The organism is Nocardiopsis flavescens (genome assembly GCF_900141985.1).
Taxonomy (GTDB): domain Bacteria; phylum Actinomycetota; class Actinomycetes; order Streptosporangiales; family Streptosporangiaceae; genus Nocardiopsis; species Nocardiopsis flavescens.
This window is the reverse complement of record NZ_FQZK01000004.1, coordinates 293609-306571: the sequence shown is the minus strand read 5'-3', so window position 1 is coordinate 306571 and position 12963 is coordinate 293609. Positions and strand designations below refer to the sequence as shown.

17 protein-coding genes and 1 tRNA gene are annotated in these 12963 nt (G+C 69.6%); 7 read left to right on the top strand and 11 right to left on the bottom strand.

Annotation, left to right across the window (positions count from 1 at the left end; translation table 11 throughout):
* The first annotated feature begins 111 nt into the window (after positions 1 to 111).
* Positions 112 to 615: a 2-thiouracil desulfurase family protein gene (locus BUE45_RS10275; RefSeq protein ID WP_073378110.1), complete on the top strand. Its 504-nt coding sequence runs from the start codon at positions 112 to 114 to the stop codon at positions 613 to 615.
* Positions 616 to 633: 18 nt separating this feature from the next.
* Here BUE45_RS10275 and BUE45_RS10270 read toward each other — a convergent pair whose 3' ends face one another.
* Both BUE45_RS10270 and BUE45_RS10265 read right to left on the bottom strand, forming a co-directional pair.
* Positions 634 to 1185, bottom strand: coding sequence for a dihydrofolate reductase family protein (locus BUE45_RS10270; protein WP_073378107.1), 552 nt, complete (start codon positions 1183 to 1185; stop codon positions 634 to 636).
* Positions 1182 to 2120: a helix-turn-helix domain-containing protein gene (locus BUE45_RS10265; RefSeq protein ID WP_073378105.1), complete on the bottom strand. Its 939-nt coding sequence runs from the start codon at positions 2118 to 2120 to the stop codon at positions 1182 to 1184. Before BUE45_RS10265 ends, BUE45_RS10270 begins: the two co-directional genes overlap by 4 nt.
* 175 nt (positions 2121 to 2295) lie before the next feature.
* On the opposite strand from BUE45_RS10265, the gene BUE45_RS10260 reads away from it, so the two are divergent.
* Both BUE45_RS10260 and BUE45_RS10255 read left to right on the top strand, forming a co-directional pair.
* The gene (locus BUE45_RS10260) at positions 2296 to 2661 is read left to right on the top strand and encodes a VOC family protein (RefSeq protein WP_073378103.1); all 366 of its coding nucleotides are present in this window, start codon (positions 2296 to 2298) and stop codon (positions 2659 to 2661) included.
* 93 nt (positions 2662 to 2754) lie between these two features.
* Positions 2755 to 2828: transfer RNA gene (locus BUE45_RS10255), tRNA-Pro, on the top strand.
* Positions 2829 to 2928: 100 nt separating this feature from the next.
* Here the strand turns inward: BUE45_RS10255 and BUE45_RS10250 are convergent.
* The 4 genes from BUE45_RS10250 to BUE45_RS10235 form a co-directional block, all read right to left on the bottom strand.
* Positions 2929 to 4110: a site-specific integrase gene (locus BUE45_RS10250; RefSeq protein ID WP_178378501.1), complete on the bottom strand. Its 1182-nt coding sequence runs from the start codon at positions 4108 to 4110 to the stop codon at positions 2929 to 2931.
* A 36-nt stretch (positions 4111 to 4146) separates the two neighbouring features.
* Positions 4147 to 4311 (bottom strand): helix-turn-helix domain-containing protein, encoded by a 165-nt coding sequence (locus BUE45_RS10245; RefSeq protein ID WP_073378304.1) that lies wholly within the window; start codon positions 4309 to 4311, stop codon positions 4147 to 4149.
* Between the two features lie 215 nt (positions 4312 to 4526).
* Positions 4527 to 4715, bottom strand: a complete 189-nt coding sequence (locus BUE45_RS10240) for a DUF397 domain-containing protein (protein WP_073378101.1) — start codon at positions 4713 to 4715, stop codon at positions 4527 to 4529.
* Positions 4699 to 5526: a helix-turn-helix domain-containing protein gene (locus tag BUE45_RS10235; RefSeq protein ID WP_073378099.1), complete on the bottom strand. Its 828-nt coding sequence runs from the start codon at positions 5524 to 5526 to the stop codon at positions 4699 to 4701. Before BUE45_RS10235 ends, BUE45_RS10240 begins: the two co-directional genes overlap by 17 nt.
* Before the next feature lie 174 nt (positions 5527 to 5700).
* Here BUE45_RS10235 and BUE45_RS10230 point away from each other — a divergent pair, with 174 nt between their 5' ends.
* From BUE45_RS10230 to BUE45_RS32940, 4 genes are all read left to right on the top strand, one after another.
* A complete protein-coding gene (locus tag BUE45_RS10230; RefSeq protein ID WP_073378097.1) occupies positions 5701 to 5997 on the top strand; it encodes a hypothetical protein in 297 nt (98 codons plus the stop codon).
* Complete coding sequence (locus BUE45_RS10225) at positions 5994 to 6245, top strand: hypothetical protein (protein ID WP_073378095.1); 252 nt, start codon at positions 5994 to 5996, stop codon at positions 6243 to 6245. Before BUE45_RS10230 ends, BUE45_RS10225 begins: the two co-directional genes overlap by 4 nt.
* Before the next feature lie 559 nt (positions 6246 to 6804).
* Positions 6805 to 7251: a cell division protein SepF gene (sepF, locus tag BUE45_RS34075; RefSeq protein ID WP_143173317.1), complete on the top strand. Its 447-nt coding sequence runs from the start codon at positions 6805 to 6807 to the stop codon at positions 7249 to 7251.
* A gap of 41 nt (positions 7252 to 7292) precedes the next feature.
* Positions 7293 to 8210, top strand: a complete 918-nt coding sequence (locus BUE45_RS32940; protein ID WP_218619516.1) for an SLATT domain-containing protein — start codon at positions 7293 to 7295, stop codon at positions 8208 to 8210.
* Between the two features lie 386 nt (positions 8211 to 8596).
* On the opposite strand, the gene BUE45_RS10210 is transcribed toward BUE45_RS32940, so the two are convergent.
* The 5 genes from BUE45_RS10210 to BUE45_RS10190 all read right to left on the bottom strand — a co-directional run bounded on the left by BUE45_RS10210 (position 8597) and on the right by BUE45_RS10190 (position 12760).
* Complete coding sequence (locus BUE45_RS10210) at positions 8597 to 8950, bottom strand: hypothetical protein (RefSeq protein WP_073378092.1); 354 nt, start codon at positions 8948 to 8950, stop codon at positions 8597 to 8599.
* Positions 8951 to 9146: 196 nt separating this feature from the next.
* Positions 9147 to 9968, bottom strand: coding sequence for an SAM-dependent methyltransferase (locus BUE45_RS10205; RefSeq protein ID WP_073378090.1), 822 nt, complete (start codon positions 9966 to 9968; stop codon positions 9147 to 9149).
* 195 nt (positions 9969 to 10163) lie between these two features.
* Entirely contained in the window at positions 10164 to 10595 is a 432-nt protein-coding gene (locus tag BUE45_RS10200) for an SAM-dependent methyltransferase (protein WP_073378088.1), read from the bottom strand.
* A 64-nt stretch (positions 10596 to 10659) separates the two neighbouring features.
* Positions 10660 to 11169 carry a hypothetical protein gene (locus BUE45_RS10195; RefSeq protein WP_342746020.1) on the bottom strand — a complete coding sequence of 170 codons (510 nt, stop codon included), beginning with the start codon at positions 11167 to 11169 and terminating at the stop codon, positions 10660 to 10662.
* 343 nt (positions 11170 to 11512) lie between these two features.
* Positions 11513 to 12760 carry a helix-turn-helix domain-containing protein gene (locus tag BUE45_RS10190; protein ID WP_073378086.1) on the bottom strand — a complete coding sequence of 416 codons (1248 nt, stop codon included), beginning with the start codon at positions 12758 to 12760 and terminating at the stop codon, positions 11513 to 11515.
* Between the last annotated feature and the right edge of the window lie 203 nt (positions 12761 to 12963).

Genomic DNA, 12963 nt, shown 5'->3' with positions numbered 1-12963 from the left:
ACGGCGGACCGGCCCGCCGCGGGGCGGTAGCGTGGACCCGCGGCGGTCGGCCGTCCGGGGCTGCGGGGAACGCGGCGGCCGGGGCGACCGCGGGGAACGAGGGGGAGAGGCATGGACAGGGTCCTGGTCAGCGCCTGCCTGGCGGGCCGCCCGGTGCGCTACGACGGCCGTGCCAGACCCGTCGGCGACGCCCTGCTCGACCGCTGGCGCGCCGAGGGCCGCCTGGTGGTGCACTGCCCCGAGGTCGCGGGCGGCCTGCCCGTGCCGCGACCGCCCGCGGAGATCGAGCCCGGCGCCACCGCGGCCGACGTGCTGGCGGGCCGGGCCCGCATCCTCACCCCCGCCGGGGACGACGTCACCGCGTACTTCACCGCCGGGGCCCGCGCGGCCCTGGCCTTCGCCCGCGACCGGGGCGTGGCGGTGGCCGTCCTCAAGGAGTCCAGCCCCTCCTGCGGGCTCCGCGAGGTCTACGACGGCACCTTCAGCGGGCGCAGGAGGCGCGGGCCCGGGGTGACCGCCCACCTGCTGGCCGGGCACGGCATCGCGGTCTTCACCGAGCACGACCTCGCCGCCGCCGACGCCCGCCTGCGGGGCGCCGGCGGCGCAGGCCGCTAGGTGCATCGACCTGAGGGGTCAGGAGCGCACGACCTCGTAGCGGGCGCAGGCGAAGGCCGCGGTGCGGTGCACGTCCAGCGGCTTGAGGTCCACCCGGCCCGCGAGCAGCGGGGCCCCCGCGCCCAGGGTGACCGGCGCGATGGACACGATCACCTCGTCCAGCAGGCCCAGCCGGGCCAGGTCGGCGGCGATCCCGCCGCCGCCGAGCAGCCACAGGTCCTTGCCCGCGGCGGACTCCGCGGCCCGCGCGTGCACGGCGCGCAGCTCCTCGTCGGAGTCGGCCGAGGCGAACCGGATGTCGGGCCCGCCGTCGAACGGCGGCAGCTCCCGGTGGGTCAGCACCCAGGACGGCATGTCGTACTCCCAGCCCTTGGCCCGCTCGTGCCGGTGCACCCACTCGTAGGTGGAGGCGCCCATGAGGACGGCGCCCACGCCCTTCATGAACTCCTCGACCTCGCTCGTCGCGCTCTCCTCGCCGGAGTCGGCGGCGAACAGCCACTCCAGCGAGTGGTCCTCGGTGGCGATGAAGCCGTCCAGGCTGGTCGCGGTGTTGTAGACGGTCCTGGTCATGACGTTCCTCCGTGTCGGTCCTGCAGCCACTCGATGGGATCCCCGTGGTCCGCCTCCACCCCCGCGGCGCGCAGCATGTGCCGCACCAGCTGTCTGCGGTGCGCCGCGTACGTCAGGACGTGCGCGACCACCGAGCCCAGCACGAAGCTCTCCGGCGGGTCGCACAGGGCGTCGACCAGCCGGTCCCCCCAGGCGCCGCGGCGGCCGATGCCGTCGACCGTCGCGATCCAGTGCGGGCCGATCTCGCGGTGCCGCCCGGCCAGCGACGCCGGGTCGTCCCCGCCCCGCGCGGGGACGTCCTCGCCGTCGATGGAGGCGCACCACATCTCCTTGGAGCGCACCAGGTTCTCCAGGACCGCGGCGACGGACTCCTCGGGCCCGTCCCAGCTCAGGACGGTCTGCCCGGGGGAGTGCACCCTGCGGTAGGCCTCCTCCGGCAGGCCCGCGGCGGCCTCGATGAGCCGTCCGGTGTCGGCGATGTCGTGATGGACCTGCAAGGACAGGGGATCCATGGCGGGGCGCTCCTCGGGGCGCGACTCGATCCACAGGTGGATCGGCGGGTGGAAGTGGATGCCGTTCGGCGCGGGCAGCCAGCCCGGGCTGCCGGAGGTGGTCGCCCCCGGCGGGTGCCCGAAGGCCCGCCCGAACGCGCGGATGAACCCCTCCACCGACCGGTAGCCCGCCTCGAACGCGGCGTCGGTGACGCTGGACCCCTGGCGGATCTGCCAGGCGGCCCGCTCCAGCAGCACGCGGCGGCGCAGTGCGACCGGGGACTCCCCGGTGTCGCGGCTGAGCCTGCGCGAGAAGTGGAACGGCGAGCTGTGGGCCCGGTCGGCCATGGCGGCCAGACCGGTCCCGCCGCTCCCGTCCCCGTCCGCCAGGACCGCGTCGAGCAGTTCGCGCAGCCGGTCCCGGCCGGTGGTGGGTTCGCTCATGTGACCAGTATGTTCGTGCGGCCCCCGGCGGCGCTTGACCGTTCTTGCTCACCCCGCCGCGGCCCGTGGCAGCGGGGCGCGGGGCGACGCGCCCCGGCGGCCGGGACCGCGCGTAGGGTGTGGTGCGAGCGGCCGGGGCGCGGCGCCCCGGCCCCGGGACGGGGCGGGGAAACGCGTGCGACTGGTCTGGGTACTGGACACCAACGACCTGGGGGCGGCGGCCGACTTCTGGTGCGCGGTGCTCGGCTTCGTCCGGGAGGAGGGGGACCACCCCGTCTACCTGGCGCTGCGCGATCCGGCCGGGAGGTGGCCCGACCTGCTGCTGCAGGAGGTGCCCGAGCCCAGGGCCGGCAAGAACCGGATGCACCTGGACATGGTCGTGCACGACCTGGAGGCCGAGACCGCGCGGGTCCGCGCCCTGGGCGCGCGGGTGGTCCGCCCGGCGTTCGAGGAGGACGGCCACCGGCTGGCGGTCCTGGGCGACCCCGAGGGCAACGAGTTCTGCCTGGTCGAGCGCCTCGACGGCACCCTGGGCCCCTGACGGCCGGGCCGCGGCTCGGTACGCCGCCGGTGCGGGAGGCCCCGGGAATGCGATAGAGTCTTCCCCGTCGGCCAGGCCAGCGGCCCGGCCCGACGGGACGTAGCGCAGTTTGGTAGCGCACTTGACTGGGGGTCAAGGGGTCGTGGGTTCAAATCCCGCCGTCCCGACAGAGGATTAGCAGGTCGGAGAGAGGTTCGCCGGGTGGCGAGCCTCTTTCTTCGTCTCTGGTGGGGTCGGGGTGGGGTTGAACCGGGGTCGGGTGGGCCGTCAGCCTACGTCGTGCAGGATTTCGTCCATCGCTGCGGCCGCTGACCGGCGTACCGGCCTCAGTTGGTGGCGGTAGACGCGTTCGGTGGTGTCGGTGCCGTCGTGACCGACCAGGAGTGAGATCTCTTCGATTCTGACGCCGTGGTCGGAGAGCAGGGACACGAAGGTGTGGCGCAGTTCGCGCGCTGTCCATTCCTTGTCGTTGAGTCCTGCCTTTCTCATGATGGTGCGCAGGTCCCGTAGGACGTTGTGGTGGTCCAGCGGGGTCCCGTGCCTGGTGCAGAACACGAGGTCGTTGTCCTGCCACAGCTCGGCCGCCGCTAGCCGCTCTCGGGCCTGCATCGCCTTGTGGGCGGTGACCGCCCTGACGGCGATGCGGGGCAGTTCCAGGGAGCGCCGTGACCGTCGGGTCTTGGTGTCCCCGTTGCCTCGTACCGAGGTCCACACGTGGATCGTGGGAACCGTGCTGTCGGTGTCGATCTGCTCCCAGGTGAGCGCCCGGATCTCCTCGGTTCGGGCTCCGGTGACGATGGAGAGCACCAGGTAGGCGTACCACCGTGTGCCTTCCGCCGCCTTGAGCACCGCTGCGGCCTGTTTCAGTGTCATGGACTTGGAGGGGCGTCCGGGCTTGTCGCCCTTGAGCCTGCCGCGCTGGTCGAGTCGGGCGAGTTCGGCGACGTTGCGGGCCACCATCTCTTGGACCTGTGCGTAGCGGATGGCGCGCTCCAGCAGGTTGAGCACCAGCCGCAGTGTCCGCGAGGACAGGTGCGGTTTGCGGCCCCGGAGCCAGGCGAGCACATCGGCCACCCGCAGTTCGGCCAGCAGGTACCGGCCGAGGTAGGGGGTGATGTGCGTACGCGCGAGCCGTGTGTAGTTGTCTCGTGTGGCGGGCGCCAAGTCGCCGGTCTGGTCCCGCAGGAACTCCGCCACGCAGTCGGCGACGGTGTAGCGGGCGGGGGAGTTGACCCCCTCATCCAGCGCTTCCAGCACCCGGGCGAGTTTGTCGTAGAGGGTGTGCTTGTTCTTGCTGCTGACCTTCTTGACCTGGCAGCGGCCGGTGTGCGGGTCCTGGCGGAGCCGGATCTCCGCGCGCCAGAGCTTGCGTGCCTTGTCGAGGTAGACCGACACCTCGGGCCGGTCGGCCAGGTCTGCCCTGGTGGGCTTGCGTGGTGTTCTGGGCACCACTCCTCGTCTTTCCCGGGAACGGTCCCGTCCAGCCTAAGCCGATGCCTGGTCGTCTAGGAGGCGGTTGATGTAGGTCTCCAGGGCGGAGCGGGGGACGAGGCGCCGCCGGCCGACGCGGACGGAGGGAAGCTGCCCGGTGGCGATGAGCTTCTTGACGGTGGTGGTGCCCAGGCTCAGGGCGTGAGCAGCCTCTTGCATGGAGTACGCGACCTTGTGTTCCACACCGGGGTCCCTTCTTGCGAGTGGGCTTCATTTCCTGGTCGCGATCGAGGGGCCTGATCGGGCTCACGTGGGGTGCGGAAGGCGTGCGTACGCACTGCGGGCCCTGCCGCTAGAAGCGGCAGGGCCCGCAGAAGAACGGAGATCCGTTGTGCTCACGCTACTGGTGGGGCGGCGTGTGGGGAGGGGCGACCCTACTCGGTTCCACCCTTGACAGCCGTGAGGAGTGCTCCCCACTCCAACCGGGATGCTTCGACATGGCCAAGGGAGCGGTTCTGGGTGTCTCGGATGGCGGCACCGGCGGATGTGCGTCTGGCCTCCACGCACTGTCCACCATTGCCGTGGGAGTAGGTTGACGTCCCCCACTCAGTCTTGAGACTCATCTTCGTGCTTCCTTCGATGGAGGTTGAGGAGTTTGAGGGACTCCTCCGGCGATAGAGCGACTCCCAGGAGATCGCTGAAAATCCTATCCATCCTGCTGACCTCTGGCTCTTCGTTCACCATCCTGCCCGTCACCCCGTCTTCCACGTACAGGGCGTCGGCCTCACCGTTGAAGCTGAGGAGGGTAAAACTCATGGTGGAGGGTGGCCGCTTGGTCTTCATGGGGATGATGTGCGCCCTGATGAGATCGCGCTCCACCATTTCCATCAGGTGGGTGAGTTGGGCTGACATGACGTGAGGGCCGCCGGTGCAGCACATCAACACGGCTTCGTTGAGGATGAGGATCATCCTGGGGGGATCTTCGCGGTTCCAGATCTCCTGCCGGTCCATGCGGCCGGACACCAGTTCCTCGACGTCCCTGACAGGGCCCAGTGAGTTGTTCGCCTTGATCAGCGTCCGTGCGTAGTCCTCAGTTTGGACCAACCCGGGAACCACTGTGGTCTCGAACTCCCTCATGAGGAAGGTGCGGCCTTCGGCCTTGACCAGATCCGAGGCCCAGTCGGGGTAGGACTTCTTGGAGTTGAGCCTGTCCCAGAGGGTGACCAGGGACTTTCCTTCGGGGAGGGCCTCAGCCAGCTTCACCGCCATGTCGCGGCCCGGCCAGTGCGTTCCCTGCTCGAATCCGCAGATCAGCGTGTCCGAGCACCGCACGGCAGTGGCGACGGACTTCTGTGTTCTGTTGGCCTTGGCCCGGAGAACCTTGAGTTCGGTTCCCCACTCCTTTGCATGTGGCCTGACCTTGCGTTTCGCCATGACACCACCAAATTTCACCAAGCATCAACAACAGGCAACCGGCCTTATCCGATGTTCTCACCTGTTCAGGCGCCCTAGGTTGTCTTTCCTTCCTCTCGGAAGATCTTCCTGTAGCCCCTCGAAGTTCGGTCCGTTGAACGAGGGAATTCAATAGCTTTTCGGGAGATAAGGGACATGGGCGAAACCAGGGAGGCCGCGAAGCGTCTGTGCCACTGGGCGGATGAGAGCGACCTGAAGGCTCTGCCGCATCCCGGTCAGGTGGTCGAGCTGAAGAAGGGGAGGCAGAGCCAGCACGTCCGTCTGTCCCGGGCGGAGGGCGGTTGGTTCTGGTTCTGGCTCTGGGAGCCGTTCCGCACCGAGCAGGACGTGTGGGAGACAGAAAAGGGTCTGCCCATGGGGCAGGAGCGGGACATGGTGCGCCGGGTGCTGGCGGTGCTGGAGATTGCTGAGGCAGGGGAGAAGGTGACGTGACCTCGCACGAGTTTCCCCGCTACCTTGCGGAGGTTCCGCCCGAGGTCGCCGACGCCCTCGCGGAGACCGAAGGAGTCGAGCGGGTCACCCATCGGCAGATCCTGTGCTCGGCGGTCGGGCTGCTCAACCTCAAGAAGCGGGGCACACTCTTCTTCGCCAACGGCGGCGCGGTGCTCATCCGCCCCGGCCAGAAGATGATCACCTTCTCCGAGCTGAGAAGAGACGATCTGCCCAAACGCTACCTCTGACCCCACACCGCTCGAAATCCGAACCCCTTCCACCGGATCCCTGGTGGAAGGGGTCTTCTACGACAACGAGCTTCCAGGTACAGAAAACTACGCTCACCGAGCCCTGCCAGCCGAGGTTGCCCGCGTTGCATGCTGAAGATCTCTAACGGTCTAGGCATCCAGCAGGTCCGGGCTGTCGGGCGGGTTCTGGAACGTTTCCTTGATGTCCTCGCTGTGCGGATGCTTCTTAGTGAGGCCGTCCTCAGGCCTGTTTGCATCGACATTCCAGGTGGTCCCGTGGGTGCGTCGATCGGTACACCGACCAGACTGCCCGTATGACGGGCTCCCCCTTGCGGGCGCGTTTTCCCTGGTCAGACAGCGTTGAACCTAGGCCAATGGGGTGCCCGATAGGTGGCGCCTTCTTGTCAATGGCACTACCTGGCTGAAGTGCTGAAGCCCGCGCATCGGTTGGCGAGCGTCTCGAAGTTGGCCACATCTGGCCAAACTCTTTCATGTAGTGGTTTGTCATAATCGTCGGCCCTGGAGATGGAATAAAGTGTTGGTTCTATTGGGGGGTCGGATGGTCTCATCTGTGCAGGCTTGGGTTCCCGTGCTTGTAGTTTTCTTTGTGGTTGCGGTTACCATTTTTGCTTTTTCTCATGTTCGAAGTGTGCCTGAAAAGAGAAGTTCCGTCGATCATTCCTGGTCTGTCGTGAGTGACTCGGTCATCCTTGATGTTTCGCTTTCTGGTGCAGAAAAAATGAACGCTTACAGTGCCCTGAGTGGGGGTGATCCGAGTGTTCGACTCAAGGAGGTTGCTAGGTATACCCCCAGTGACTATCAGTCCGCGGTTGGTGAGGTCTCTATAAAGTTTCGCGAGGGCCGAGTTGTGGTGATTGATCTAAGTAGGATGGATCCCTCGCAGGCTGCTCGTTTGGTGGATTTTTGTAGTGGAATGGCCACTTTTTCTGGCGGATGGATCTACAGGTTAACTGATAGGTCTTTTGCTCTCACGCCTAGAGGGTAGATTGATTTTTCCTTCCAACTTTAGAGAGGATTGGTTTTATTTTGGCTGCAGCAAGGGGTGCGACCGAGGTAAATGATCAGCTTCTTTTGCTGAATCACCAAATCAGGCAGACGGAGTTGAGTCTTCAGGAGGCTAGGAGAAGGAGGGTTTCCTCTAATATTTCGCTCTTCTTGGGTCCGTTCTCTCTGGTGATTCTTTACGTGCTCTGGTGGACACCTCTCGTGCCCGAGGAATTGAGGCTGCCGATCTATGTCCCCTCTACGCTCGTTGCACTCGTATTTGGTGTCTACTCTCTCTATCTAAAAAAGAACCCGGGTGGGATTCCCAGGGTTTTGGATGGTTCGGATCGAAATCTTCGGTCGATCCAAGAAAATTCTGCTGATATCCCCTGGCTTGAAAGGATATTTAAGAGGGATTCTCGCCGCCCTAGCGAGGGAGACCTTGAACTTGAGCTCGCCCGTCTTCGTGACACGAGGAAGCTGGTAGTTGCGCGTGAAGACATATCGACCAAGGTGAGGCGTGTCACTTATAAAGAAGATGCCTATGCTGATATCGATCAGCTGCGAAATGAGAGCAGGTCGAATCGCCGTATAAATAATATCCTTCAAAGTGTGATCATCATGGGTTCCCTGCTGGCCACGGGTGTATCCGGGCTGACTGTGGAGTGGGAGTACCTTCGTTGGATCGCCATGGCGACCACATTCCTTGTCGGTATTTCCAGTGGATTTATGGGATACTTCAAATACAAGGAAAGGAGCTTCTATCTCCAGCAAACCGCCGATGCCATTGAGAGTGAATGGGAGGCGGTTGAAATTGGTGTGGGGAGATATAAAAAACTTGCCGACGAAGACGAGCGTCTGGCTGATTTTGTGGAAGAAGTTCACCGTCTTAAGTCTGAGCAGAAAAAGCGCCAGCAAAATCTTGAGCAGCCTCCAGAATCCAGAAATGCTGCAGAATGAAGCGATGCGCTTTGCCTGAATCGGGTGGGGTGGAGGTGGGGTTGGGGGAGGGGCGCCCGTGGGCGCCTCTCGGTGACCGGTCCCGTTGGTCGGTGGCCGGGGCGGGCGGCCCCGGCCTGCGGGTTCGTGTTGTCAGGTGACCTTCCGCGACCCCCGGCGGCTACGCCGGGGGTGCCTGGGGGTCAAGGGGTCGTGGGTTCAAATCCCGCCGTCCCGACAGAGAAGTAGCAGGTCGGAGAAGGGTCCACCGTTTTCGGTGGGCCCTTCTCCGCGTCTGCGGTGGGGGCGCGTGCCGGCCTCGCGGCCGGTGAGGGGTCCGGGCGGTCGTGGCGCGCTTGCGGAGGGGCGGGCCGGATGCGGACCGGTGGCCGGCCGGCGGCGCCGGCTCAGGAGCCGCGGAGGTGGAAGCCGCGGCCCAGGTAGAGCAGGTGCAGGGTGTTGGCCGCCAGCACCAGGGGGACCACCGCGGGCACCAGTCCCGGCCAGAAGCCCAGGACGACGGTCCAGGCGGCGAGGGCGAGCACCAGGGCCAGCAGAAGCGACTGCAGGCCCAGCGCGAGGAAGAGGGCCGGCCGGGAGGGGCGCCGGAGCAGGTGGCCGCTGACCAGGCAGGCGACGCCGAACGCGGCCACGAGGGCTCCGGTGGCGGGGCCGGCCGGAGCCGCCTGGCCGCACGAGAGCAGGGAGGCGAGCAGGAACAGGCCGCCGGTCGCGTACATCGACCGCTGTGCGGAGCGCACGCGCGGCGGCGGTGGGTGGGCCGGGCGCGGTCCGGGGGGTTCCGAGGGGGCCATGGCCCGATGCTGCCATCCGGTCACCGTTCGCGGTACCCCGGTACGGGCGGATTCCGGGCGTCCGGGCGGAGCGGGCCCGCCCCGTCGCCACCGGCCGCCGGGCCCGGCACGGGCCGCCCGGACGGGCGGCCCGCACCGCGGGTCAGGGCTTGCGGCCCACGCCGCCGTACTGGTCCAGGCCGCGCTTGGTGTTCGCCTCCAGGGGCGCCGGACGCCAACGCGGGCAGGGCACCACACCGGGTTCGAGCAGCTCCAGGCCCTCGAACCGGGCGGCGATGAACTCGGGGCTGCGCAGCAGGTACGGGACGTCGCCCTGCTCGTTGCCGACCTCGATCGCCTTGTTGTAGGCCTCGCTGGTGTTGGCCCCGTCGTAGCTGGCCAGGTAGCTGCCTGAGGGCAGGGCGTCGAGCAGGCGGCGCACGATCGGCTGGACGTCGTCCTCGGGGACGTGGCCCAGGATCCCCATGAGCATGAGCGCGATCGGCTTGTCGAAGTCCAGGGTCTGCGCGGCCCGCTCCAGGATGGCGTCCGGGTCGCGCAGGTCGGCGTCGATGTAGTCGGTGGCGCCCTCCGGCGACCCGACCAGCAGGGCGCGCGCGTGCGCGAGCACCAGGGGGTCGTTGTCCACGTAGACCACGCGGGTCTCCGGGGCGATCGCCTGGGCCACCTCGTGGGTGTTGTTGGCCGTGGGCATCCCGGTCCCGATGTCGAGGAACTGGCGGATGCCGACCTCCTCGGTCAGGTGCGTGACCACCCGGATGAGGAACTTGCGGCTGGTCCGGGCCAGGTCCACGATCTCGGGGAAGCCCTCGGCCACCGCGTCGCCCGCCAGCCGGTCGATCGGGTAGTGGTCCTTGCCGCCCATCCAGTAGTTCCAGATCCGGGCCGAGTGGGTCCGGGTGGTGTCGATGAGCGGGGGACGGTCGGAGCCCTCGGGGGCGGCCGGGGACGGGGCGTCGGTCATGGGTGCATCCACCTCGGTGTTCAGGGGGTCCGTCGGGGACGGCGGAGCACCGGCGTCCGAACACCGGCGAAGCCCGTCCGCAACGGGGTTCTCGTCTGTCCCAACCCTAGACGACGCCGGGCCCGCCGCGCCGTTGCGACGGCACCCGGTCCCGGTTCCGTTCGCGCGCCCGGGGCCGGTCCTCCCGCGGGCGGGTCAGCCGGGCAGGGGCACTTCGCGCAGCGGGTCCCCGCCGTCGACGAACAGCCGGCCACCGGGCACGAGGGCGCGGGCGAGCCGCTCCAGGGCGCGTTCCCCGGCCCCGGGGTGGCGGCCGTCGAACGCGCCCACCCGGACGGCGAAGGCGAGGTCGTAGGGCCGCTCGCCCTCGGCCAGGGCCAGGTGCTCGGCCTCTCCGCACCGGGCGGTGAGCCTGCCCGCCGCGATGAGGTCCGTGGCCGACGCCGTGGTCCGCGCGATCGCGGCGGCGGAGCGGTCGACCGCGAGCACGTGCCCCTCGGGGCCGATCCGGGCGGCGACCTCGCGCGCCGCAGCGCCCGGTCCGCAGCCGATCTCGATCACGCGCAGCCCCGGGCGCAGGGGCAGGGCGTCGACGATCCTTCGCAACCGCGGTGACAGGGCGCTCATACGGCCAGGGTAGGCGGGTACCGCTGCCGCCCGGGGGACGTGCCGGTGCGCGCCGCCGCCCGGGTCAGCCCTCCCACTCCAGGGCCGCCACCACCGTGTACGCGGTCAGCGTGACCACGGTGGCCCCGCAGCGCGGGTGGCGCTCCAGCTCGACCAGGGCGGACGCGACCAGGACCGCGTTGCGCCGCAGCTCGGCCTCGGTCGAGCCCACCGGGATCACCCGGCGCACGTGGTGGCAGCGCGCCCCGTCCGAGTCGTGGGCCATCGCGACCACGTAGGTGCGGGCCAGCCGCCGCATCGCCGCCGCGCGCGGGATGGGGTAGCGGTACCGGCAGCGGACCGGCGTCCCGTCCGGGGCGACCGCCCGCGCCTCGTAGGTGATGGACTCCCAGTCCTCTTCGACCTGGCGCACGACGGCGCCGCGGGCGCGCGCCCACGCCTCGATTCCGGCCCGGTCGCGGACGACCAGCACGTCCGCCACCCGTCCGGGGCCGGCCTCGGCACCGGCCCGCTCCGCCGCCCTCGCCCGCTCCGCCGCCCCCGCTCTCGCCGCCGTGGCCGCCCTCTCCGCCACCTCGGGCGTCCCCCCTGTCGCCGCCGTTCCCGCCGTCCGCGCCGCTCGCGCGGTGTCCGGATTCCGCTGCACGGTGTCCGATTCTCTTCCCTGGAAGCGCCCGCTCCGCCGCCCCGTTCCCCGGGGCGGCGCCCCTCGCGCAGCCGCCCCTCCCCGGGCGGGCGCCGGTGCGCCTCCGTGCCTCGTCGCTCGTCGCCGGTTCTGTGAACCCCCGGTGGGTTCCCGGCCCCCTTCCGGGCCGGGAACCCACCGACGCTAACCCGCCCCGTCCGGCCCGGGGGGCACGGAATGTGCCCCCTGACAGGCAAAGACCGTGCCGCGCCCCCTGCCGGGGCGCGGCGGCTCAGGCCGGTACGCCCACCCGGTCGGCCAGGGCGGCGGCCTGCGCGCGGTACTCGCGCGAGCTCAGGCCCTCCGCGATCATGGCGCGGGCGTGCCCGTTGTAGCGGATGGTCTCCGGGGCCGCGGCGTGCGCCTGCGCCAGCAGCTCCAGTGCCTCGCCCTCGCGGCCGTCCAGCCGGTGCGCCCGGGCCTGCTCGATCCGGTGCCGGGCCCGCCGCGGGCGGGAGGGGATGGTGTGCGCCTGCGCGCGCAGCGCCTGGCGCACCCCCTCGCCGCCGTTGCGCAGCTCCACCGCCACGGTCACCGCGTGCGCGCCCATGACGGCCCGGGAGAACGAGGTCACGGGGTGGTAGAACCCGTCCGGGAGCCGTGCGACGGCCCGCAGCGCCGTGTCCCAGCGGTGCCAGGCGGCGCCGCTCTCGCCGCGCCGGGCGGCGGTGTGGCCGGCCTCGAACTGCAGCGCGCCCCACAGTGACAGGAGCTCGTCGGAGTCCGCGTCGGCCAGGTGCGCGCCCAGGTGCTCCAGCGCGCCCGCGGTCACCGCGTCGGCGGCGTCCCAGTCACCGGCGTCGCGGTGCGCCTGCACCATCAGCCAGGCGGCGATGCCCAGGGAGCGGGGGTCGTCGGCCTCGCGGGCGGTCACCACGGCGCTCTCGCACACCCGCCACAGCAGGTTCTGCGCGGGCTGGTAGGCGAGGAAGAACTGCGCCAGGGAGTACACCTCCGACAGCAGCGCGCGGGCGGTGCGGCGCTCGCACTCCTTCGCCGCCCCGAGCACGGCGGCCTGCGCGTCCGTGATCAGCCCCGGCAGCAGGGCGCCCAGCACCTCGCGGTGGTCGGGGGCCGCGTGCCGGGCCAGCCACGCCCCGCGCAGCCGGGAGTGCAGCAGGGGCAGGGGCGGGGCGGGCCGGTCGGCCGGGGGAGCGAAGGCGTTGACGGCCGCGCGGACGGCGGGCAGCCTGCGGTGCCCGGGGCCGCTGAAGGGCTCGACCGGGATGGATCCGGCGCCGGTCAGCTCGGCCAGGTCGCGCACCCGCAGGGCCTGCGCCAGTCTGAGCAGCAGCGGAAGCCTGGGGGTGCCCAGGCGCCCGGTCTCCAGGGCCTTCACCCAGGAGGCGGAGCGGCCCACCAGCCCGCCCAGCACCTCGCGGGTGAGTCCCCTGCGGGTGCGATGGAGTTTGAGCCGGGTACCGAAGGGGACCTCGGCGAACGCGGATGCGCCGCCCTCCCCGGTGTCGTCGAAGGCCATGCGGAGTCCCTCCCGATGCGCCGCCGCGGCGGACGGCACCAGATTAGGGGCGGTGCGCACGCTCCGGGAGGGTTTCCCCACGATCCGTTACGGGGGCGGTATGCGGGCCCGGCGGCGCTCCGGGCCCGGCACGGTGCGGGCCCGCCGGCGAACACACGCGCGGTCCCGCGCGTCCCACCACCGCGGGGGCGCCGTCCGGTCGG

Excerpts from the sequence above, each read along its gene's own strand:
- BUE45_RS10230 (WP_073378097.1), top strand. The coding sequence starts at position 5,701 with ATGGGCGAAACCAGGGAGGCCGCGAAGCGTCTGTGCCACTGGGCGGAT.
- BUE45_RS10270 (WP_073378107.1), bottom strand. The coding sequence starts at position 1,185 with ATGACCAGGACCGTCTACAACACCGCGACCAGCCTGGACGGCTTCATC.
- BUE45_RS10235 (WP_073378099.1), bottom strand. The coding sequence starts at position 5,526 with ATGGCGAAACGCAAGGTCAGGCCACATGCAAAGGAGTGGGGAACCGAA.
- BUE45_RS10265 (WP_073378105.1), bottom strand. The coding sequence starts at position 2,120 with ATGAGCGAACCCACCACCGGCCGGGACCGGCTGCGCGAACTGCTCGAC.
- BUE45_RS10240 (WP_073378101.1), bottom strand. The coding sequence starts at position 4,715 with ATGAGTCTCAAGACTGAGTGGGGGACGTCAACCTACTCCCACGGCAAT.
- BUE45_RS10275 (WP_073378110.1), top strand. The coding sequence starts at position 112 with ATGGACAGGGTCCTGGTCAGCGCCTGCCTGGCGGGCCGCCCGGTGCGC.
- BUE45_RS10205 (WP_073378090.1), bottom strand. The coding sequence starts at position 9,968 with ATGACCGACGCCCCGTCCCCGGCCGCCCCCGAGGGCTCCGACCGTCCC.
- sepF (WP_143173317.1), top strand. The coding sequence starts at position 6,805 with ATGGTCTCATCTGTGCAGGCTTGGGTTCCCGTGCTTGTAGTTTTCTTT.
- BUE45_RS10190 (WP_073378086.1), bottom strand. The coding sequence starts at position 12,760 with ATGGCCTTCGACGACACCGGGGAGGGCGGCGCATCCGCGTTCGCCGAG.
- BUE45_RS10245 (WP_073378304.1), bottom strand. The coding sequence starts at position 4,311 with ATGCAAGAGGCTGCTCACGCCCTGAGCCTGGGCACCACCACCGTCAAG.
- BUE45_RS10200 (WP_073378088.1), bottom strand. The coding sequence starts at position 10,595 with ATGAGCGCCCTGTCACCGCGGTTGCGAAGGATCGTCGACGCCCTGCCC.